General features: G+C 67.0%; 17 protein-coding genes. 14 read left to right on the top strand and 3 right to left on the bottom strand.

The window, feature by feature from the left end; all coding sequences use genetic code 11:
- Positions 1-11 precede the first annotated feature (11 nt).
- Both EQZ23_RS11625 and EQZ23_RS11630 read left to right on the top strand, forming a co-directional pair.
- Positions 12-1451, top strand: a complete 1440-nt coding sequence (locus tag EQZ23_RS11625) for a glycoside hydrolase family 125 protein (RefSeq protein ID WP_128454535.1) — start codon at positions 12-14, stop codon at positions 1449-1451.
- A 50-nt stretch (positions 1452-1501) separates the two neighbouring features.
- On the top strand, positions 1502-3865 hold the full coding sequence (locus EQZ23_RS11630; protein WP_128454536.1) for a GH92 family glycosyl hydrolase: 2364 nt from the start codon (positions 1502-1504) through the stop codon (positions 3863-3865).
- Positions 3866-3942: 77 nt separating this feature from the next.
- Here the strand turns inward: EQZ23_RS11630 and EQZ23_RS11635 are convergent, their stop codons facing one another.
- Both EQZ23_RS11635 and EQZ23_RS11640 read right to left on the bottom strand, forming a co-directional pair.
- A complete protein-coding gene (locus EQZ23_RS11635) occupies positions 3943-6375 on the bottom strand; it encodes a GH92 family glycosyl hydrolase (protein ID WP_240663516.1) in 2433 nt (810 codons plus the stop codon).
- A gap of 159 nt (positions 6376-6534) precedes the next feature.
- Positions 6535-7545, bottom strand: a complete 1011-nt coding sequence (locus EQZ23_RS11640; RefSeq protein ID WP_128454538.1) for a LacI family DNA-binding transcriptional regulator — start codon at positions 7543-7545, stop codon at positions 6535-6537.
- Between the two features lie 126 nt (positions 7546-7671).
- Between EQZ23_RS11640 and EQZ23_RS11645 the strand changes: the two genes are divergently transcribed.
- The 12 genes from EQZ23_RS11645 (at position 7672) to rsgA (ending at position 18677) form a co-directional block, all read left to right on the top strand.
- Positions 7672-8910: an MFS transporter gene (locus tag EQZ23_RS11645; RefSeq protein WP_128454539.1), complete on the top strand. Its 1239-nt coding sequence runs from the start codon at positions 7672-7674 to the stop codon at positions 8908-8910.
- A complete protein-coding gene (locus tag EQZ23_RS11650) occupies positions 8907-9971 on the top strand; it encodes a sugar phosphate isomerase/epimerase (protein ID WP_128454540.1) in 1065 nt (354 codons plus the stop codon). Before EQZ23_RS11645 ends, EQZ23_RS11650 begins: the two co-directional genes overlap by 4 nt.
- The gene (locus tag EQZ23_RS11655; protein WP_206364222.1) at positions 9968-11113 is read left to right on the top strand and encodes a Gfo/Idh/MocA family oxidoreductase; all 1146 of its coding nucleotides are present in this window, start codon (positions 9968-9970) and stop codon (positions 11111-11113) included. Before EQZ23_RS11650 ends, EQZ23_RS11655 begins: the two co-directional genes overlap by 4 nt.
- Positions 11110-11496: a c-type cytochrome gene (locus EQZ23_RS11660; RefSeq protein ID WP_128454541.1), complete on the top strand. Its 387-nt coding sequence runs from the start codon at positions 11110-11112 to the stop codon at positions 11494-11496. The genes EQZ23_RS11655 and EQZ23_RS11660 overlap by 4 nt, the downstream gene beginning before the upstream one ends.
- 13 nt (positions 11497-11509) lie before the next feature.
- A complete protein-coding gene (locus EQZ23_RS11665) occupies positions 11510-12424 on the top strand; it encodes a TIM barrel protein (RefSeq protein ID WP_128454542.1) in 915 nt (304 codons plus the stop codon).
- Between the two features lie 41 nt (positions 12425-12465).
- On the top strand, positions 12466-13281 hold the full coding sequence (locus tag EQZ23_RS11670; RefSeq protein WP_346427824.1) for a DUF1080 domain-containing protein: 816 nt from the start codon (positions 12466-12468) through the stop codon (positions 13279-13281).
- Positions 13278-13859 (top strand): gluconate 2-dehydrogenase subunit 3 family protein, encoded by a 582-nt coding sequence (locus tag EQZ23_RS11675; RefSeq protein WP_128454544.1) that lies wholly within the window; start codon positions 13278-13280, stop codon positions 13857-13859. Before EQZ23_RS11670 ends, EQZ23_RS11675 begins: the two co-directional genes overlap by 4 nt.
- Entirely contained in the window at positions 13856-14689 is an 834-nt protein-coding gene (locus EQZ23_RS11680; protein ID WP_128454545.1) for a sugar phosphate isomerase/epimerase, read from the top strand. Before EQZ23_RS11675 ends, EQZ23_RS11680 begins: the two co-directional genes overlap by 4 nt.
- 52 nt (positions 14690-14741) lie before the next feature.
- Entirely contained in the window at positions 14742-16418 is a 1677-nt protein-coding gene (locus EQZ23_RS11685) for a GMC family oxidoreductase (protein WP_128454546.1), read from the top strand.
- A gap of 123 nt (positions 16419-16541) precedes the next feature.
- A complete protein-coding gene (locus tag EQZ23_RS20465) occupies positions 16542-17054 on the top strand; it encodes a GAF domain-containing protein (RefSeq protein ID WP_128454547.1) in 513 nt (170 codons plus the stop codon).
- A 75-nt stretch (positions 17055-17129) separates the two neighbouring features.
- Complete coding sequence (locus tag EQZ23_RS11695; protein WP_128454548.1) at positions 17130-17489, top strand: hypothetical protein; 360 nt, start codon at positions 17130-17132, stop codon at positions 17487-17489.
- A 189-nt stretch (positions 17490-17678) separates the two neighbouring features.
- A complete protein-coding gene (gene rsgA / locus EQZ23_RS11700; RefSeq protein WP_128454549.1) occupies positions 17679-18677 on the top strand; it encodes a ribosome small subunit-dependent GTPase A in 999 nt (332 codons plus the stop codon).
- Positions 18678-19173: 496 nt separating this feature from the next.
- On the opposite strand, the gene EQZ23_RS11705 is transcribed toward rsgA, so the two are convergent.
- Entirely contained in the window at positions 19174-21189 is a 2016-nt protein-coding gene (locus EQZ23_RS11705; RefSeq protein ID WP_240663518.1) for a beta-N-acetylglucosaminidase domain-containing protein, read from the bottom strand.
- Positions 21190-21202 lie beyond the last annotated feature (13 nt).

Here is a 21202-nt window from a genome sequence, read left to right on the forward strand (position 1 = left end):
TGGAGACCGGAATGCGCTTTCGTCGACGCGACGTCATGGCCGGGGCCGCGGCGCTGGCCGTCACCGCCAGCCTCCCGCGCGCCGCCGCCGCCGCCGCTACTGGGCCCTTCGTGAGCAAGCGACCGCCCCGCGCGCAACGCCGCTTCGTCAGCCCCGTGGTCGAGGCCGAGATCGCCCGCGTGAAGGCCAAGATCGCCGACCCCGAACTCGCCTGGCTGTTCGAGAATTGCTACCCCAACACGCTCGACACCACGGTCAAGGTCGGCACGGTCGACGGTAAACCCGACGCGTTCGTCATCACCGGCGACATCGAGGCGCTGTGGCTGCGCGACAGTTCGGCGCAGATGCAGACCTATGTCCATCTCGCGCCGAAGGATGCCGCCCTGCGCCGCGTGTTCACCGGGCTGATCGCACGGCAGGCGCGCTGTATCCTGATCGACCCGTACGCCAACGCGTTCATGGAGGATCCGACCGCCACGTCGAACCTCGGCGCGCGGACCGACCAGACCGACATGAAACCGGGCGTCGCCGAGCGGAAGTGGGAGATCGACTCGCTCTGCTACCCGATGCGGCTCGCGCACGGCTATTGGACCGCGACGCGCGACAAGACGCCGTTCGACGATCTCTGGGCAAAGGCGATGCGCCGCGCGGTCGCCACCTTCCGCGAACAGCAGCGCCAGGACGGCAAGGGGCCGTATCATTTCCAGCGCCTGAACGTCTCGCCGACCGAGACGCTGATGTTCGAAGGATACGGCGCACCGACGCGCAAGGTCGGCCTGATCCATTCGATGTTCCGCCCGTCGGACGATGCGTGCCTCTACCCGTTCCTGATTCCGTCCAACCTGTTCGCGGTGTCGGCGCTGCGGATGCTGGCGACGGTCCAGCGCGAGGCGCGCGGCGATAGGGCGGGCGCGACCGACAGCGAGGCGCTGGCGACCGAGGTCGAGGCGGCACTCCGCGCGCATGGTCGGATGCCGGACGGGCAGGGCGGCGAGGTCTGGGCGTATGAGGTCGACGGCTTCGGCAACGCGATCTTCATGGACGACGCCAACGTGCCGAGCCTGTCGGGGCTGCCGCTCCTTGGCGCGGCGGATCGCAACGACCCGCTGTTCCGCCGCACCGCCGCGCTCGCCTGGAGCAACCGCAACCCGTATTTCTTCGCCGGCACCGCCGCGCAGGGAATCGGTGGCCCGCATATCGGCCTCGACATGATCTGGCCGATGTCGATCGTCACGCACGCGATGAACAGCGACGACGACGCCGTGATCCGCCAGTGCCTGTCGTGGCTCAAGGCGACGCACGGCGGCACCGGCTTCATGCACGAATCCTTCCACAAGGACGATCCGAGCAAGTTCACGCGGCATTGGTTCGCCTGGGCCAATGGCCTGTTCGGCGAGCTGATCCTCGATCTCGAGCGCCGCAAGCCCGCCTTGCTCGCCGCTCGCTACTGACCCCCCGCTACTGACCCCCCGCTACTGACACCGATCTCCGGGAGATACACATGACCACCGCCAACCGCCGTCAGGTGCTCGCCACCACCGGGCTCGCCGGCCTCGCGGGCGTCCTGCCTGCCGCATCGCAGGCGCAAGGCCAGCGCCCGGTCGCGGGCAAGCCCGATCTGTTCGTCGGCACCGGCGGCCACGGCCATACCTATCCCGGCCCGTCGCTGCCGTTCGGCATGGTCCAGCTCGGTCCCGACACCGACAACACCCGCTGGGATGCCTGCTCGGGCTATCACCAGGACGACGGCTCGATCATGGGCTTCAGCCACACGCATCTGTCGGGCACCGGGATCGGCGACATGCTCGACGTCCTCGTCGTGCCGACGCGCGGACCGTTGCAGTTGAAGCCCGGCGCGCTGGGTAAACCGGAAGAGGGCTATCGCCAGCGTTTCTCCGACGAACTCGCCGAGCCCGGCTATTACCGCGTGAAGCTCGAATCGGGCGTGCTCGCCGAACTCACCGTGACCGAGCGCACCGGCCACCACCGCTACAGCTTCCCGCAGGGGCCCGGCCACATCCTGGTCGATTTCGCGCACATGATCCTCGACGTCTGGGACAAGGGCGTGCTGGTCGACGAGGCCTCGCTGGCGCTCTCCCCCGACGGCATGCTGACCGGCAGCCGCCGCGTCCACCGCTGGGCGAAGGGCCGCCGCATCCATTTCGCGATGCAGCTCTCCCGCAAGCCCGACCGCGTCCAGTTCTTCGGCGACGACGACAAGCCTGCCCCGGCCGGTGCCAAGGGCGTCACCGGCAACCGGCTGAAGGTCGCGTTGTTCTTCGATCAGGCGGGCGGCGCACCGATCCTGATCAAGACCGGCATCTCCGCGGTCGACGTCGCCGGCGCCAAGGCCGCGCTCCAGGGCGAAGCGGCCGGCTGGCAGTTCGACACGGTACGGCGCACGGCGGCGCGCGTCTGGCAGACCGAACTCGACCGCGTCCGCGTCGATGGCGGTACGCCCGAACAGCGCACGATCATGGCGAGCGCGCTGTATCACGCGTTCCTCTCGCCGACGCTGTTTACCGACCGCGACGGCCGCTACGTCGGGCTCGACCGCAAGGTGCACCAGACGACCGCCGCCGAGCCCGCCTTCAGCACCTATTCGATGTGGGACACCTACCGCGCGCTGCATCCGCTGCTCACGCTCGTCCAGCCCGACAAGGCGGCGCAATTCACCCGCGATCTCGTCCGCCAGACCGTGCAGAGCCCGACCGGATCGCCGGTCTGGCCGCTGCAGGGCGTCGAGACCGCGTGCATGATCGGCTGGCATTCGGTGTCGGTGCTCGCCGAGGCCTGCGCCAAGGGGATCAAGGCGGATTACGCCGCCGCCTGGCCGCAGATCCGCAGCCGCGCGTTCGACCGCAATTTTCCCGACATCGACAGCACGCTCGGTCGCGGCTTCTATTACGACCTCGGCTTCGTCCCCGCGGACAAGACCTGGGAGTCGGTCAGCCGCACGCAGGAATATGCCTATGACGACTGGGCGATGGCGGTGCTCGCCGACGCGGCAGGCGCAAAGGCGGACGCCGCGGCACTCCGCAAGCGCAGCCTGAACTACCGCAACGTTATCGATCCCAGGATCGGTTTCGCCCGACCGCGCTTCGCCGATGGCAGCTGGTGGGTCGATTACGACCCGATCCAGCTCGGTCACAACCCGGAGAAACAGCGCGACTATACCGAGGCGAACGGGTGGCAGGCGACGTTCCTCAACCAGCACGACGCTTACGGCCTGATCGAGATGTTCGGCGGCGATGCAGGGTTCGTGAAGAAACTCGACGCGCTGTTCACCGCGCCGTCCACGCTGCCCAAGAATGCGCCGCCCGACATCACCGGACTCGTCGGCCAATACGCGCACGGCAACGAGCCGGATCAGCACGCGGCCTATCTCTATGCGTATGCGGGCGCGCCGTGGAAGACGCAGGCGATGGTACGTCGCCTGCTGACCGAGATGTACAAGGCCGATCCCGACGGCGTCATCGGCAACGACGATTGTGGCCAGATGAGCGCGTGGTTCATCCTTTCCTCCCTCGGCTTCTATCCGGTCGATCCGGTCAGCGGAATCTATGTCTTCGGCTCGCCGCTGTTCGACGCGGCACAGGTCGATCTCGGCGAGGGACGGACCCTGCGCGTCGTCGCCAAGGGCAATGCGCCGGCCAGCCCCTATGTCCAGTCGGTCCGCTGGAACGGCAAGCCCTGGACAAAGAACTGGATCGCGCACGCCGATCTCGCAAAGGGTGGCGAACTGGAATTCACGATGGGACCGAAACCGTCGTCGTTCGGAACGGCCAAGGCAGACCGTCCGCCGTCGTTCGAGCCCGCAGCCGTTCGAGCCCGCACCCGTTCGAGCCTAAGCGGCGATCGATAAAAAGACGCCCCGGGAACGACGTTCCCGAGGCGCTGAACCGTTCGCCGGCAAGGGGGGAGCCAACGAACTCCCCCTCGCTAGGACGCGGGCGGGGACAGGGACGGGGGCGCATCCGCAACGGCGCTCCCCCAATTCGGATTGGGTCTGGCGCCCATGACCAGTTCCAGCCGGGCGCCACCCTTGACGTCGGCATGGCTGAACCAGGGCTTCGTCCACGGCTTGCCGTTCAGCGTCGCCGACTGGATGTAGATATTGGTCGCCGAATTGCCGCGCGCGACGATCTCCAGCGTCCGGCCGCTGCCGAGACGGATCGCGACCCGGTCGAACAGCGGACTGCCCAGCACATAGACGTCGCTCGACGGATCGACCGGATAAAAGCCCATCGCGCTCAGCGCATACCAGGACGATGTCGCGCCCTGGTCGTCCATTCCGGGATAGCCGTATCCGGACGCATCGCTGCCATAGAGCGTGTCGAGGATGCGCCGGGTCAACGCCTGCGTCTTCCACGGCTGGCCGCTCCACGCATAAAGATACGCGGCGTGCTGGTCGGGCTGGTTGCCCTGCACGTACTGGCCGATCATCCCCGTGCAATCGCGGCAGATGCCGGTCGGCGCATAGGGCGTCGCAAAGAACTGGTCGAGCTTGGCGTTGAACGTCGCGCGTCCGCCCAGCGCGGTGGCGAGGCCCTGCACGTCGTGCGGGACCAGCCAGAGCGTCGACCAGCCCGACGCCTCCTTCATCATGTAGTTGTAATAGGGCTCCTGCGGATCGAACGGCGCGATCCATTTGCCGTCGGCGGTGCGGCCGCGGATGAAACCGATCGAGGGATCGAACACGTTGCGCCAGTTGGACGCGCGCGCGCGGAACAGCTTTGCGTCGTCGGTCTTGCCGAGCCGCTCGGCAAAGTCCGCCATCGCATGGTCGTCCCACGCATATTCCAGCGTCGTCGCCGCGCCGGCCTTGCCACCGGCATAGGGTGGGCTGGGATTGCCCGGTGGAATCTCGTCCGCGATCCAGCCGTTGCGCTGATATTCCGCCAGATAGCCGCGCGGACCCTTCGGATCGACCGCGTTGCGGCGGAGGAACTCATACGCGGCGGCATAATCGAACGCGATGCCGCGCTTCCACGCGCCGAGATACAGGAACACCGCATTGTCGCCGTGGAACGAGGTGTTCATGTACCCCCGCTCGCGCGCCATATCGAGTTCGGAGCGCATCACGTTCTGGACCAGCTCGGGCTCCATCAGCTCTAGCAGCACGATCTGGTTGCGCCCGGTATCCCAGAACGGCACCGGCCCGTATCGATCATAGGTCGCGGTCCGGGTCTTGCCGTTGGTGTCGGTGAACCGCTCGCCCTTGTGCGCCAGCAGGCGCGGGCTCGCGAAGGACTGGAACAGCGTCGAATAGAACAGCATCCGCTGCTTGGGCGTCCCGCCCGTCACCTGGACGCGGTTCAGCAACGTGGCCCATGTGTTCGTCGCCGCCTGACGGACGCCGTCGAAATTCCATCCCGGCTGTTCCTGCCGCAGCCGGCGTTCGGCGTCGGCGAAGCTCTGGCCGTGCGCGATCTTGACCAGCACCGTCTCGTCCTGCCGGGTGGTGAAGTTGAGATAAGTGCCGGCGAAGCTGCCGGTGATGCGGCGCGAATCCGGTACGACGTCCTTGTCGCCGATGCCGTAGCCGCGGCTATTGCCGGGCGACTTGCGGAAGGTGCCATAGCCGCTGAACGGCTTGGAGAATTGCGCGACGAAATAGCGGCCGTCGCGCGCATCGTCGTCGCCGCGTTCGGCGGCGATCCCGCGCACCTGGTCGTTGCCGACCACCTCGACCTCACCGCCGCGTCCGGGCAGGTTGAGGATCAGGTGCGATCGCTGGCTGGCGGGAAAGGTGAACCGCATCAGGCTGGTCCACTGTGTCGCGGTCAGTTCGGCGCGGGTCCGGACCGTGTCCAGATAGACCGAATAATAGCCCGGTCGCGCGACCTCCTTCGCCTTGTCGTAATAGGCCTGGGTATAGGCTGGTGGGACCGTCCAGTCGCCTACCACCGGCATGATGATCGGTTGCGCCCGCGCGCCATAGGACGGCCCGCCGCCACCGGTAAAGCCGATCATCGTCGGGCTGGGATAGTGATAGGGCGTCGCCACCCCGGTCGGATAGGTCGCCTCGACGTTGACGTTGACCGGCGCCGCCTCGACCGAACTGTTGGGCAGTCGCGCGCCGGGCGAGGTGATCCCCGAATAGACCGGCTCGCCGGGCGGCGGCGCATTGCCGATCAGCTCGGGGCGATCGAGCGGCGCGGTGCCGACCAGCGGGTTGGCTTCCTCGACCGGCGACGTGCCCGACCCGGTCGCTTGTTGCTGCCCGTTCACCGCACCGAACGGCGCCAGCATCAGGATCGCCGAGATCGCCGTGGTTCGCCGCGCAACCGACAGGCCGCGCGCGACGCGCGATGGCGGGGCGAGGACAAGCGCAGCGTTGCGGGCAGCGGCAGGGCGTCTGATGTCCGTCACGATGCAATCCTCCTCCGCCGCCGGGTCTCTGTACGAACCGCGTGCTGCACCCCGATACTTTATTAAACTAATTTGATTGTCAATAAGGACAGGGGTCCTGCAGCAAGTGGCAGGGCGGCCCAAGGACATGGCCGGCCTGACGTTGCCCGCAGGATCGGGTCAGCCGCGGCGGGTTGCCGGCGGGGCTGTGCTGCTGCGGACGATGAGTTCGTGATCAAGCGTGACCTGTCGCGACGGGCTGTCGACCCCGCGCAATATGTCGACGAGCAGCTCGACGGTGCGGCGGCCGATCATCGCCTTGGGCTGGGCGATGGTGGTCAGCGGCGGCTGGAAATAGCGCGCGAGCGGCAGGTCGTCGAAGCCGATGACGGAGACGTCGTTCGGGCACGACAGCCCCGCGTCGCCGATCGCGCTGAGCGCACCCATCGCCATCTCGTCGCTGAAGCAGAAGATCGCGGTCACGTCCTGCGCGATCAGGTCGCGGGTCTGGTCGACGGCGGGGCCGGCGGAATAGTCGCCGACGCGGATGTGCAGGCTGTCGCGCAGGCCGGCGCGGGTCGCGGCGTGGATCGCACCGGCGAGGCGGTCGCGGCTGATCGGGCTGATCTCGGGGCCGGTGACGACGCCGATCGTGCGGTGGCCCAGGGCGATCAGATGGTCGATCGCGTCGGCGCTGGCGGCGGCGTTGTCGATATGGACGCTCGGGACGCCCAGGTCGGGGCTGTATTCGCAGCCATTGACGATCGGTGCGGCGGCACCTTTGCGGGCCAGCAGCGGGGCGAGGCGGTCGGGCAGGCGGTGGCCGAGGAAGATCAGGCCGTCGACCTCGCGGCGGGAGAGCATGTCGGCATATTGATCCTCGACGTCCGGATCGTGCCGCGTGTCGCCGACCACCACCGAGTAACCGGCGTCCCGCGCGGCTTCTTCTGCGCCGCGGATGACGCTGGCGAAGAACGCGTTGGAGATGTCGGGGACGGTCAGCAGGATCTTGGCGGCGCGCAACGTCCGCAGGCTGCGCGCGGCGACGTTGGGCGCATAGCCCGATTCGCGGACGACCTCCAGGACGCGCCGCCGCGTTTCCTCGGACACCTGTTCGGGCCGGCTCAACACGCGCGACACGGTGGCGGTAGAGACGCCGGCGAGTGCGGCCACTTCGATAATCGTCGGCATAGGGGCCGTCATGGATCCGGTCGTCGGCACTGTCGATATATATCCGATGTAATCCTTTACATTCGATCGCGGGCTCCGTAGCTTCATGTCCGACAAGCAGGCAAACTGCGATCGGAGAGGTAACGAATGGCGCGTGCAGATATGGGATCCCAGGCCACGACCGGCGGTCTTCTGACCGGCCGCCTGAGCGCCATGATGTTCATGCAATTCTTTGTCTGGGGCGCCTGGACCGTAACCCTCGGCCTCGTGATGCAGACCGTCGGCATCGGCAATCTGATCGGCAACGCGTTTTCAGTCGGCCCGATCGCGTCGATCGTCGGCTCGTTCCTGCTCGGCATGGCGGCCGCGCGCTATGTCAGCCCGCGCATGCTGATGGTGATCCTGCACCTGATCGGCGGCGTGCTGTTGTTCTTGCTGCCGTCGCTGATCACACCGGAGAACGGCCGGACCTTCGTCTGGCTGCTGCTCTGCTACATGATCCTCTACATGCCGACCGTCGGCCTCGCGAACACCATCGCGCTGAAGAGTTTCGGCGAGCGGACCGACAAATTCCCGTTCGTCCGCGCATTCGGTACGCTCGGCTGGATCACCGCAGGCCTGATCATCGGCTGGGCGGGCCTGTCCGCCAGCCCCGAGATCTTCCGCGTCGCGGCGGTCGTCTCGATCGCGCTGGGTTTCTACAGCTTCACGCTCCCGAACGTCGCGTCGGACGCGCCGCGCGACGAGAGCGTCCTGCGCCAGGTGTTCTGCGTCGAGGCGTTCGGATTGCTCCGCCAGCGCTCGTTCCTGATCTTCATGACGTGTGCGACGCTGATCTCGATCCCGCTGGCGATGTATTACGCCTACGCCTCGCCCTATGTCGGCGCGACCGGTATCAGCAACGTCGGCGGCACGCTCGCGATCGGCCAGATGTCCGAACTCGTGTTCATGTTCTCGATGCCGTGGCTGTACCGCCGGTTTGGCGTGAAGCCGCTGCTGCTGGTCGGCATGGCCGCCTGGGCTCTGCGATACGCGCTGTTCGCGATCGGCGACGGCGGTTCGTCGATCTGGGCGGTGTATCTCGGCGTGGCGCTGCACGGCGTATGCTATGATTTCTTCTTCGTCGCGGGCGCGATCTACACCGGCACGATCGCCACGCCGAAGGGTGTCAACGCGCAGGCCCAGGGCATGCTGACCCTGTTTACCTACGGCGTCGGCATGCTGCTCGGGTCGCAGATCGGCGCGCTGCTCTATGCGCAGCTGCCCGCCTCGCCGACCATCGCCGACTGGCAGCATATGTGGTGGTATCCCGCGATCGCCGCCGCGGTGATCGCGCTGCTGTTCCAGTTCACGTTCCGCGACGACACGAGGAAGATTGCAGCATGACCGGCATGAAGGGCCCCGGAATATTCCTCGCCCAGTTCCTCGGAGACGAAGCGCCGTTCGACACGCTCGACGGGTTGGCGGAATGGGCGGCTGGCCTCGGCTATGTCGGCGTCCAGATCCCCTGCAACGCGCAATTGATCGACTTGAAACTCGCTGCAGAGAGCAAGACGTACTGCGACGATCTGCGCGGCGGCCTTGCGAAACACGGCATCGAAGTCACCGAATTGTCGACGCATCTGCAGGGCCAGCTGGTCGCCGTCCACCCGGCGTACGACACGCTGTTCGACGGGTTCGCGCCTCCCGAAGTCCACGGCAAACCCGCCGAGCGCCAGCTATGGGCGGTCGAACAAGTCAAGCTCGCCGCGCGCGCCAGCGCCAATCTCGGCCTGTCCGCGCACGCCACCTTCTCGGGGGCGCTCGCATGGCCGTACGTCTACCCCTGGCCGCAACGCCCCGCCGGGCTGATCGAGGAGGCCTTTGCCGAACTCGCGCGCCGCTGGACGCCCATCCTCGACGTGTTCGAGGACGCTGGCGTCGATTGTGCGTTCGAAGTCCATCCGGGCGAAGACGTCCACGACGGTGCGACCTGGGAACGCTTCCTCGCGGCAGTCGACAACCACCCCCGCGCACGCCTCCTGTTCGACCCGTCGCACTTCGTCTTGCAACAGCTCGACTATCTCGACTTCATCGATCGCTATCATGAGCGAATCTCGTGCTTCCACGTCAAGGATGCCGAGTTCAACCCGACCGGCCGAACCGGCGTGTATGGCGGTTACGAGAACTGGGTCGATCGCGCCGGCCGCTTCCGTTCCCTCGGCGACGGGCAGGTCGATTTCTCCGCGATCTTCAGCAAGATGGCCCAATATGGCTATGACGGCTGGGCGGTGCTCGAATGGGAGTGCGCGCTCAAGCGGTCGGAGGACGGCGCCCGCGAAGGCGCACCGTTCATCCGCGATCACATGATCCGCCGGGGCGAACGCGCGTTCGACGATTTCGCCGCCAGCGGCATCGACCGCGCTGCCATCCGCAAGCTGCTCGGGTTGTCGGAGGAACGCGCATGAGCCGCCTCCGTCTCGGTATGGTCGGCGGCGGGGAGGGGGCCTTTATCGGCGCCGTCCACCGGATGGCCGCCGCGCTCGACGGCGACTGGGACCTCGTGGCGGGCGCGTTCAGCACCGAAGCCGGGCGCAACACGCGTACCGGCGACCTGCTCGGACTGGACCCACAGCGGGTCTATCCGTCGCTCGACGCGATGATCGCAAACGAGCGAACCCTACCCGCAGACCAGCGTATCGACGCGCTCGCGGTCGTAACGCCGAACCATCTTCACGCCCCGATGGCGATCGCCGCGCTCGACGCCGGCTTCCACGTCTTCTGTGAGAAGCCGATGGCGATGAACGTCGTCGAGGCCGGGGCGATCGCCGCTGCCGCCAAGGCCAGCGGCCGCCTGTTCGCGCTGGCGTTCACCTATAGCGGCTATCCGCTGATCGAAGAGGCGCGCGCGCGCGTCGAACGCGGCGATTTCGGCGCGATCCGGCTGGTCCAGGTCGAATATCTGCAAGGCTGGCTTAGCCAACCGATCGATACCGACGGCAACAAGCAGGCCGAATGGCGCACCGATCCCGCCCGCGCCGGTCTCGGCGGCTGCCTCGGCGACATCGGCACGCACGCGTTCCAGCTTGCCGAGCATGTTTCCGGCCAGTCGGTCCAATCGGTTTCGGCAGACCTCACGACGCATGTCGACGGCCGCCGCCTCGACGACGACGTCAGCGCGCTGCTCCGGTTCGAGGGCGGCGCACGCGGCGTGCTCAAGGCGAGCCAGGTCGCGGCCGGCGAGGAGAACGGGCTTCGGCTGCGCATCCACGGCGAACGCGGCGGGCTGGACTGGTCGCAGATGGAGCCCAACACGCTGACGCTACGCTGGCTCGATCGCCCCGCCGAGATCGTGCGGACCGGTGGCCCCGGCATGCTCGACGCCACCGCCTCGCTGGTGCGTACACCTGCGGGTCATCCCGAGGGCTATATCGAGGCGTTCGGCAATCTCTACCGCGCGTTCGCCTCGGCGATCCGCGGCGATGAAGACGGCCGCTGGTTTCCGGGCGTGACCGATGGCGTGCGCACGATGCGCTTCATCGAGGCGGTGATCGCCAACGCCGCGTCGGACCAGAAATGGACTCCAGTAAATCCGGGAGAGAATGAATGAAGTTGCTCATGGCTCTAGTCGCAGGAAGTATCGCGGCGGTTGCGGCGGTCACGGTCTCAGCGCCGACCACCGCCCAGTCGACTGCGGCCGCACCGCCGGCCTTCGCCGCGTGCCGCGCCTGCCACACCGTCGTGAAGGGCGGCAAGAACGGCATCGGCCCCAATCTTTACGGCGTGGTCGGCCGTGCCGCCGCCGCAACGCCTGGCTTCAACTATTCCCCCGCGATGAAGGCATCGAAGCTGCGCTGGGACGAGAAGACGCTGAGCGAATATCTCGCCGCACCGCAGAAGAAGGTGCCGGGCACGCGCATGCCGATCGCAACCCCCGATCCGGCGAAGCGTGCGGCGATCATCGCCTATCTCAAGACCGAGGGCTCGAAATGATGGTAATGGTCGCATGACGCTCTCCCGCCGAACGCTGCTGGGAGCAGGCGCCGCCGCATCGCTGGTGCCCGCAATGGCTGCGGGACAGCGCCGCAGCAGCTCGAACGCCGCGCGCTTCTCGCTCGCATACGCCCCGCACGAGGGCAGCTTCGCCAGCCGCGGCGGGCGGATCGAACAGATCGCCTACGCCGCCGATCAGGGCTTCACCGCCTGGGAGGACAACGAGGCGGCGACGCGGTCGGTGGCCGAGCAGGAGCAGATGGCCAAGGCGCTGGCGCAGCGCGGCATGACGATGGGCGTTTTCGTCGCCAGCATGCCCAAATGGTCGAAGTCTAGGCCATTGCTCGGCGCAGTCGACGGCGCCGAGCGCGAGGCGTTCCTCGCCGACATCCGCGCGTCGCTCGACGTCGCCAAGCGGCTGAATGCAAAGCGGATGACGGTCGTCACCGGCTTCATGGACCCGAAGGTCCCGGTCGAGATCCAGACCGCGCGCGTGATCGACGTGATGCGCCGCGCCGGCGACATCGTCGCGCCGTCGGGTGCCTCCATGGTGATGGAGCCGCTCAACACGCGGACCAATCACCCCGGCGTCTATATGCAGACGATTTCGCAGGGCTATGCCATCGCGCGCGGGGCCAACAGCCCGGCGGTCAAGGTGCTGGCCGATCTGTATCACGAGCAGATCCAGTCCGGGAACCTGATCCCGACGCTCGACACCTGCTGGAACGAGATCGGCTATATCCAGTTCGGCGACAATCCGGGGCGCAACGAGCCGACCACGGGCGAGATCAACTATGCCTCGATCGTCAAATGGCTGCGGGCAAAGCGCTATTCGGGCGTGATCGGAATGGAGCACGGCAATTCGGTCGCCGGGCGCGCCGGCGAGGATCGCCTGATCGCCGCCTATCGCGCAATCGACGCGGCATGAAGGGGATGGGGATGAGGGGAAGAGATATGAAGACATATGTGATGGCGAGTGTCATCGTCGCAACCGCGCTGACGACGGCGGGCCCGGTGGCTGCGCAGGAAAAGCCCGGGTTCAAGGACACGCCGATGCTGCCCGGCGGGCAGTGGCGCGTCCATGACGCCGACCGCCCCGCGCCGGTCGCCGTCGCACCGGCCGCCACGCCCGGCGGTCCGCCCGCCGATGCGGTCGTGCTGTTCGACGGCCGTTCGCTCGATGCATGGAAGCCGGATCGTATCGCGTGGCCGATCGAGAACGGCGTCCTGACGATCCCGTCGCGCGCGAAAAGCGGCGGCGAGAACAATCTCGTCTCGAAGCAGAGCTTTGGCGACGTGCAGATGCATCTCGAGTTCCGCTCGCCCAACCCGCCGACCAAGAGTTCGCAGGATCGCGGCAATACCGGCATCTGGTTCATGCAGCGCTATGAAGTGCAGATTCTCGATGGGTTCCAAAACCCGACCTATGCCGATGGCACCGTCGGCGCGGTCTATGGCTGGAAACCGCCGCTGGTGAACGCCGCGCGCCGTCCCGGCGAATGGCAGACCTACGACATCGTGTTCGAGCGGCCTCGATTTGCCGCGGACGGCAGCCTGCTCCGCCCGGCCTACGTCACCGCGCTGCTCAACGGCGTGCTCGTGCAGAACCACCAGGCGATGCTAGGCACGACGATCTGGCGAAAGGTCGCCAGCTACACCGCACACCCCGACGCCGCGCCGATCCAGCTCCAGGATCACGATTCGCCGGTGTCGTTCCGCAATATCTGGGTCCGCCCGCTGACCGAGGCGGCGATCGCGCAGGACCTGAAGAAGGACGGTAAATGATCGATCGCAGAACTGCACTCGCCGGTGTCGTCGCCATGTTCGGCACGGCCTTGTACGCGCCGATCGCACGCGCGGCAGGCGTCGCACAGGCGCCCGGCGCAGCCGCGGGCATTCCCGTCATCAGCGAAGGCCCACCCAGCGTCGCGGTCTTCACGGCCCCCCAGCGCGCGTTGATGACCGCGCTTAGCGAACGCGTCCTGCCGACCACCGACACGCCGGGCGCGATCGCGGCGGGTGTCCCGGCCTATATCGAGAAGCTGCTCGCGGACTGGGCTTTCCCGGCCGACCGCGTGCCGATCCTCGCCGGGCTCGACGCGATCGAGGCGCGCAGCATGAAGGACTATAAGGTCCCCGGCGCCCGCGCGACCGCAGTCCAGCAGGACGCACTGCTCACGCTCGCGATGAACGACCAGATCCCGTCGGGCGGCGCCTTCTTCGAAGCGTTTCGACAGCTCGTCGTCACCGGCTATTACACGTCGGAAATCGGCATGACGCAGGAGCGCGAATATCTGCCGGTGCCGGGCGAATATAACGGCGCCTTCCCCTATTCTCAGGTCAAAAAGGTGTATTCCGCATGATCCTCAGCCGTAGAAATCTGCTGGCGGGTTCCGGCGCGGTCGCTGCACTCGCGTTCATCCCGTCGGCCTCCGCCGCGCAGTTGAAGGCGATCGGCCTGCAACTCTACACGATCCGCGAGATCTTCGCGAAGGACCCGGTCGGCACACTCGGCAAGGTTGCGAAGATCGGCTACCGCGAGGTCGAATTCGGTGGTGGCGGCTATGACGGCATGGACCACGCGATGCTGCGCCGGACGATGGACAAGCTCGGGCTGACCGCGCCCTCGGTTCACATCGGCTATGACGCGCTGCTCAAGCAGTTCGACCAGTCGGTGACGATGGCCAAGACGCTCGGCGCGACCACCGTCGTGCTGCCGTACATGACCGACGAGCATCGCAACGAGGCAGGCTGGAACGCTGCGCTGCCGAACTTCAACCGGTTCGCGACCGATCTGAAAAAGGCCGGGCTGGGCTTCGCCTATCACAACCATGATTTCGAGTTCACGACCAAGCCGGGCGGGGTCAGCCTGTACGACCGGTTGCTCAAGGAGACCGACCCCGCGCTCGTGAAGCTCGAACTCGATCTCTATTGGGCGCTGCACGCCGGCGAGAACCTGACGACGCTGATCGAGCGCTTGTCGTCGCGTCTCTACGCCTATCACGTCAAGGACATGCGCCCCGATCGGAGCATGACCGCGGTCGGTGCAGGCACGATCGATTTCGGTGCGCTGTTCAAGCTGAAGGGCAGCGCTGGCGTGCGGCATTTCTATGTCGAGAACGACGAGGCCCCCGCGCCCTATCTGCCCGACATCACCACGAGCTTCCGGACATTGCGCGCGCTTCGTTTTTAAGCGGAGGCGTTTCTGACGGGGCGTGTTTTCCGAGTATTAGGAGAGAAAGATCATGGCTGAGACCAACAGGTTCGACGCGATCGTAATTGGTTCGGGCGTAAGCGGCGGTTTCGCCGCGAAGGAATTGACGGAAAAGGGCCTCCGCGTCCTGATGCTGGACCGCGGCAAGATGGTCGAGCACGGCGAGGGCTACACCTATGACGGCAAGCCCGCCTATGAAGTGCCGGCGCGCAACATCATGCCCAAGCCTTTGATGGAAAGCGATTATTTCATCGGCAAACACGGTTATGTCCAGCCCAGCAACCGCGAGTTCCACAATGACGACCGGCTGAACCCGTATGCGTATGACGAGGGCAGCAAATTCTACTGGATCCGGCCCGGCGCGGTCGGTGGCAAGTCGCTGATCTGGGGCCGCTGGTGCTTCCGCTGGAGCGCCGCGGATTTCGAGGCGAACAAGCGCGACGGCATCGATGGCGACTGGCCGATCCGCTATGACGACGTCGCGCCGTGGTACAGCTATGTCGAGAAATACATCGGCGTGTCCGGCTCGCGCGAGAATCTGGAGTATCTGCCCGACAGCGAATTCCAGCCGCCGATGCCGATGAATGTTGCCGAGAAGTGGCTGAAACAGGGTCTCGAAACCAAGTTCCCCGGCCGCAAGCTCATTAACACGCGGCTGTCGAACATGACCGAGGACAAGCCCGACCAGAACCGTACCAAGTGCCAGTTCCGCAACCAGTGCGGCAATGGCTGTTCGTTCGGCGCCTATTTCTCGACCCAGGCCGTCACCTTGCCGGCCGCCCGAGCGACCGGTCGCCTGACGCTCAAATCGGACTCGGTCGTCACCAACCTCGTGTACGACGCCGCGCGCAAGAAAGTCACCGGCGTCCGCTACATCGATGCCAAGACGGGGCAGGCGGATACCGTCAACGCCGATCTCGTCTTCCTGTGTGCCTCGGCGATCGCCTCGACGCAGATCATGCTGAACTCGCGCGCACCGGGCAGCGACCGCAGCTATTTCGACGAGAGCGGCACGCTCGGGCGCTACGTCATGGACCACATCTTCCGCGTCGGGATCGAAGGCGATATTCCGGGCATGGAGGAGTTCATCGAATTCGGCCGTCGACCGGGCGGCGTCTACATCCCGCGCTTCCGCAATATCGGCAAGGACGACGGCGTCGGCTTCAAACGCGGCTATGGCTATCAGGGCAGCGCCTATCGCAACCCCGCCGCGCCGGTCGGGTTCGGTGCGTCGATGAAGCAGGGCATGCGCAAATACGCGCCGTGGCGGTTCAGCATGGGCGCGTTCGGCGAATGCCTGCCCTATGCCGACAACAAGGTGTCGCTGCACGCGTCGAAGGTCGATCGGTTCGGGGTGCCGCTGGTGCGCTTCGACGTCCGCTTCCGTGACAACGAGCTGAAGATGATGACCGACGCGCGTGCGCAGGGCGAGGCGATGCTCAAGGGGGCAGGCCTCACCAACGTGACGAGCAGCGAGAAGGAGCACGTTCCCGGCGACGCGATCCATGAAATGGGCGGCGCGCGGATGGGCCGCGATCCACGCACCTCGGTGCTCAACGAATGGAGCCAGGCGCACGCCGCGTCCAACCTCTACGTCACCGACGGCGCGCAGATGGCCTCGATCTCGTGCGTGAACCCCTCGCTGACGTTCATGGCGCTGACCGCCCGCGCCGCGGATCACGCGGTCAAGCAGATGAAGAAGGCCTAACGACCAAGACCTCGGGGGCCGCGCGCTACACGCCGGCCCCCGAGACTTCGGCAATCCGCCCGCCCGCCTCTGTATTCGCAAGTACAGGCGCCGCTTCGCCCGTCCGGCCACGAGACGCTCGACATGGGCGACGTCGCGTCGCGCAGCGTCTCGCCGACTCATCTCCGCTATCTCGCCAACATGGGCGTCGTCGCGTCTGCCTCGGTCTCGATCGTCCGCAACGGCGCGCTCTGGGGCCTGATCGCCTGCCATCATCCGACCCCGAAGCTGCTCCCGCTCCACGCCCGCATGGCGTGTCGCGCGCTGGCGGGAAGCCTCTCGCGCCAGATCCGCGCGACGGAGGATGCCGAACTCTTCCGCGAGCGCATCCGCCTGCGGACCGCGGAGGACGCTGTCATGCTGCGGCTCGGCAGCGACATCTCGCTGGCCGGGCTGATTGCGATCGCGCTGGAGCAACGGGAGGCGCGGTTCCTGTTGATCGTCGCCGACTGCGGCAGCGGGAAAACGGGGCAGGGCATGGGGTTCGGATCGCAGATGCTCGCATCGATGGTGGCACGGTTGGCCGGAACGATGGCCGATACCGACGATGGCCCCGGCCTGCGCGTCACGATCGCGGCGCCGATCGTCGAGCCGTAACATCTTCGCGGCGCGCCCGTCGCGGTGTACGGCGACGGCGGTACGATAGCGTTGTGTGGACCGGAGTTGCGTGTGGTGGATAAAGCGGAAAAGACCTGGGACGGCGCGATCGTCCGCACATGGCTGGAGAGCCGCGTCGTCGCCGCGCGGTCTGACCAGGTGGTCGCGGAGCGCGGGGGGTGGGATCGTCAGGACGATTGCGACAAGGCCACCGCCGAGGAAATGGTCTGCACGCTGATGAAGGCCAAGCCCGCGACGAATGCCCAGGCCCCGTTCCTGGACGAGCTGCGCACCCTGCTCGACCGCGACGAGTATATCTGGCGCGGCGTGTATAACGACACGCGCTTCGACCGGCACGTCCGCACCTTCGTCAAGAAGCTGATCAAGATGGCGAAGGCGAATGACGGGTTCGCGAACACCACCCATTACCAGTGACCTGATTCGACTTGTCCTACGTGCGGCGTGCGAAGTGCGACGGGGCGGGCGCGATGACGGCCACCATGCCCTCTCCGCTGGACAGTTCGTGCTTTCGGCCGCGAAAGCCCCCATATCGATCTCCCGGGATAGCCGCCGGGACGGGATGATCGCCGCTCGGATCGCAAAGAAAGACGCTGCTGCAGCCCTATGAAATCTACCGACGAGACTTTGGAAGAGCTTGGCTGGAACGCGTTTTTCAGCGAGCAGGTTTCGCCCGACGAAGCGCTGCTGTGTCATCCCGTCCGGGTGATGGCGGTCCATCGCGGCAAGATCGCGGTCGCCGGGCTCGGCCCGCAGCGCTTCATCACCCCGTATATTCCGGGCGCGCTGCCGACCGACGATCACCCGACGGTCGGCGACTGGGTGCTCGTCGATGGCGCGACCGTGCAGCCGGTTCGCGTCCTGCAGCGGATGAACCTGTTCAAGCGGCGCTCGCCGGCCGATCCGCGCCGGGATCAGATGATCGCCGCCAACGTCGACACGGTGTTCATCGTAGCTTCGTGCAACCAGGATTTCAGCGTCGCGCGGCTCGAGCGCTATCTGGTCTTGGCGCGAGAGGTCGGGGTGAACCCGGTCGTTGTGCTCACCAAGTCCGATCTGACCGACACGCCCGAGGTCTTCGCGGCGGCGGCGCGCGCGATCGAGCCCGGCTTGCTCGTCCAGACCGTCAATGGCCGGGATCTCACCGACGTCGCCGGGCTCGCGGCGTGGTGCGGCCCCGGCAAGACCGTCGCCTTTCTGGGATCCTCGGGCGTCGGCAAGTCGACGCTCGTGAACTCGTTGCGCGGATCTGACAGCATCGCGACGCAGGCAGTCCGCGCGCATGATTCCACCGGCCGCCACACCACCACGGTCCGCGAGATGCACCGCCTCGATCATGGCGGCTGGCTGCTCGACCTGCCGGGCATGCGCGAACTGCAACTGTCCGATGCGGCAACCGGCATCGCCGAGGTGTTCGACGATTTCGCGCTGGCGGCGCAGGACTGCAAGTTTTCGAACTGTTCGCACGGTGTCGAGCCCGGCTGCGCCGTGCGCGCCGCGATCGAGGCGGGGACGTTGACGACCGAGCGTTTCGACCGCTGGCGCAGGCTCGAAGCCGAGGAAACCGCCAACGCCGCCAAACTCACCAAACGCCGATCGCGCTAGCGGGCGTTGGATGCCCGGCCGGGGCGAAAAGAACGCCCAACGAGCCCTGTCGCCCAGAGCGCCGGCCCGTTCTGACATCCGATAGTATCGTTTCGGCAGGCCCCCCTTCAATACCCCCCCCGCAAGGGGGAGGTGGCGCCGAAGGCGACGGAGGGGGAGGACACGAAACAGCGGTTTGCCGGTACCTCCCCCTCCGTCTGGCAAGAGCCAGCCACCTCCCCTTGGCGGGGGAGGATCAAGGGTTCGCCAGTATCCGCCCGAAGATCGCGGCACGCACCCGGCGGCAAACGTTAAGCGTGCCCACCCGCGCAGTAATGCAGACCTCCCCAATCACCGCCGCCGTTCTGTTCTCCCGCGAAGGCGGGAGCCCAGTCTGGATCCCCGCCTCCGCGGGGAAACAAGATCCCCTCGTCGAAACCTCGCCGGGAACCAGGCGATCGATCACCGACCCCCCAGGTTGCGCAGACAGCATTCGGCGCGCATTCGAACGCCGACCTCACCGCGTCGTAACGGACCCGCCACGACCGCGCGAACCGACCGCGATCAGCGTCGGCGCGTCGGCCACGAACCGGTCCAGCACGCCGTCGGCGATCTTGATCGGACCGTCGAAGCGCGTCGCACCGGGGATCGTCTTGATCGCGGCCGCCTCGCTGGCGAGCCGCTTGGCATCGGCAAAATAGCGTTCCGCGGCGTCGCTGCCCCGGTCCGCGGCGTCCAGCCCCGCGGCGGTCAGCTGGAGCGCGCGGCCCCAAAGCTGCATCGCATCCAGCCACGGTCGCGACTGCGCCGCAAAGCCCGGGTCGACCGTCCCGGAGCGGATGATGTCGGGCGCGTTGGCGATTTCGTCGGCACGCCCGGTCAGGTCCGCGATCGCACGCTGCCGGGCCGCCGCATCGCCATCCGCCAGCGCTTCCCGCACAGCGTCGAGCGCCGCCTTCAATCGCGGCGCCTGCTCCTGCCAGGGCTGGCTGCCGAACGTCGGCGCCATGTGCTGCGTGTCGAAGAAGGTCAGCAGCGCCGCGGTCGCCCGCTCGTCGCCGCCCGCCAGCTCGCGCGCGGAGAAATGCCAGGTCCGCTCGGCATCGTACGCCGTGTCGTTCCAGCCGAACGCGGCGACGCCGGTCACCGCCGGGCGGCTCGGCGCTTCCTGGTTCATCGGGTTCGACAGGATGCCGGTCAGTTCGCCCGACAGTCCGGCCTCGCGCCGCGCATAGGGCGCCATCAGCAGCCGGCCGGTGGTCTGCGCATAGTCGTTGACCGGATAATTGTCCCATAACAGCGTCTTGCGGCCGAACGCCTTGGTCGCCGCCTTGGCGTCGGGGATCGAGATGGCGGGCGGGACGACGTCGGTGCCGGTCCACTGGACGACGATCCGCGGGTCGAGATGCTTGCGCAGCGCCGCCTTGTACGGGGTTTCCTTCGCGTCGTAATATTCGGTCGGCACCATGATCAGCGCGCGTGCGGCGGGATCCTTGGCGCTCAGGTCGGCCTGCACCGCGTTCAGCAATTGCGCCTGTGCGACGCCGGCTGCCTCGGCGCCCGACGGGCCGAACGCGGTTTTGTCGCGCTCGCAGTTCCATTTGGTGTATTCGATATCGTCGAGCGCGACGTAGAAGCTGCCGACGCCGATCGCCCGCAGCGCGTCGAACTTGCGTTCCAGCGCCTGCACGTCGGCGGGGTCGGAGAAACAGACCGATGGGCCGGGCGAGACCGCGTAGACGAAATCGACATGGTTGCCCCGCGCGGTCTTGGCCAGCGTGCCGAGCGCCGACAGCGTCGCGGCGGGATAGGCCTCGCGCCACCGATCGCGCGCGTACGGATCGTCCTTGGGGCTGTAGACATAGGTGTTCGCCTTCACCGTGGCGAGGAAGTCGAGGTGCTTGGTGCGATCCGCCATCGACCAGGGCGCGCCGTAAAAGCCCTCGATCGTGCCGCGGATCGGCATCGCGGGGTGATCCTGGATCACCAGCGCGGGCAAATTGGAGCGCCGGGCGAGCTGGCGAAACGTCTGGACCGCGTGGAACAGGCCGTCGGCGTCGTGACCGGCGAGCGTGACGATACCCGCGCCGCCCGCTCCGGCTGCAACCGCGGCGATGGTGTAGCCCTCGGCGTGCGTGTCGAGCGTGGTCCTGCTGCGGTCGAGCGCGTCGCGGATGACGGCGGTGTCGCCGGTGCCGAGCACGATGTGGGGGCGGTCTGGCGTGGACGGTAGGCGCTTGGCCGTGGCGATCGTGTCGACGCCTGCGGTGGCGAGGATCTGGCGGACCAGCGCGATGGTCTCGGGATCGGTGCCGGGGGCGGCGACCAGGACGACCGAGCGGCCGAGCGTGACACTGCCGGTGCCGAGGTCGATCGATGTCGGGCTCGGGAACAGCGCCGGCAACGTCACCGGCTGCGCCGCCGCCCCCGCCGCCCCCGCCGCCGCCGCCGCCGAAGTCGCGCCGATGCTCGCCGTCAGGCTCGTCATCGCCATCATCAGCGCGGAGGCGCCTGACTTGCCGTTGCAATGCATCGCTCAGCTCTCC

The sequence above is a fragment of the Sphingomonas sp. UV9 genome, assembly GCF_004101245.1.
In the GTDB taxonomy this organism is placed as follows: domain Bacteria; phylum Pseudomonadota; class Alphaproteobacteria; order Sphingomonadales; family Sphingomonadaceae; genus Sphingomonas.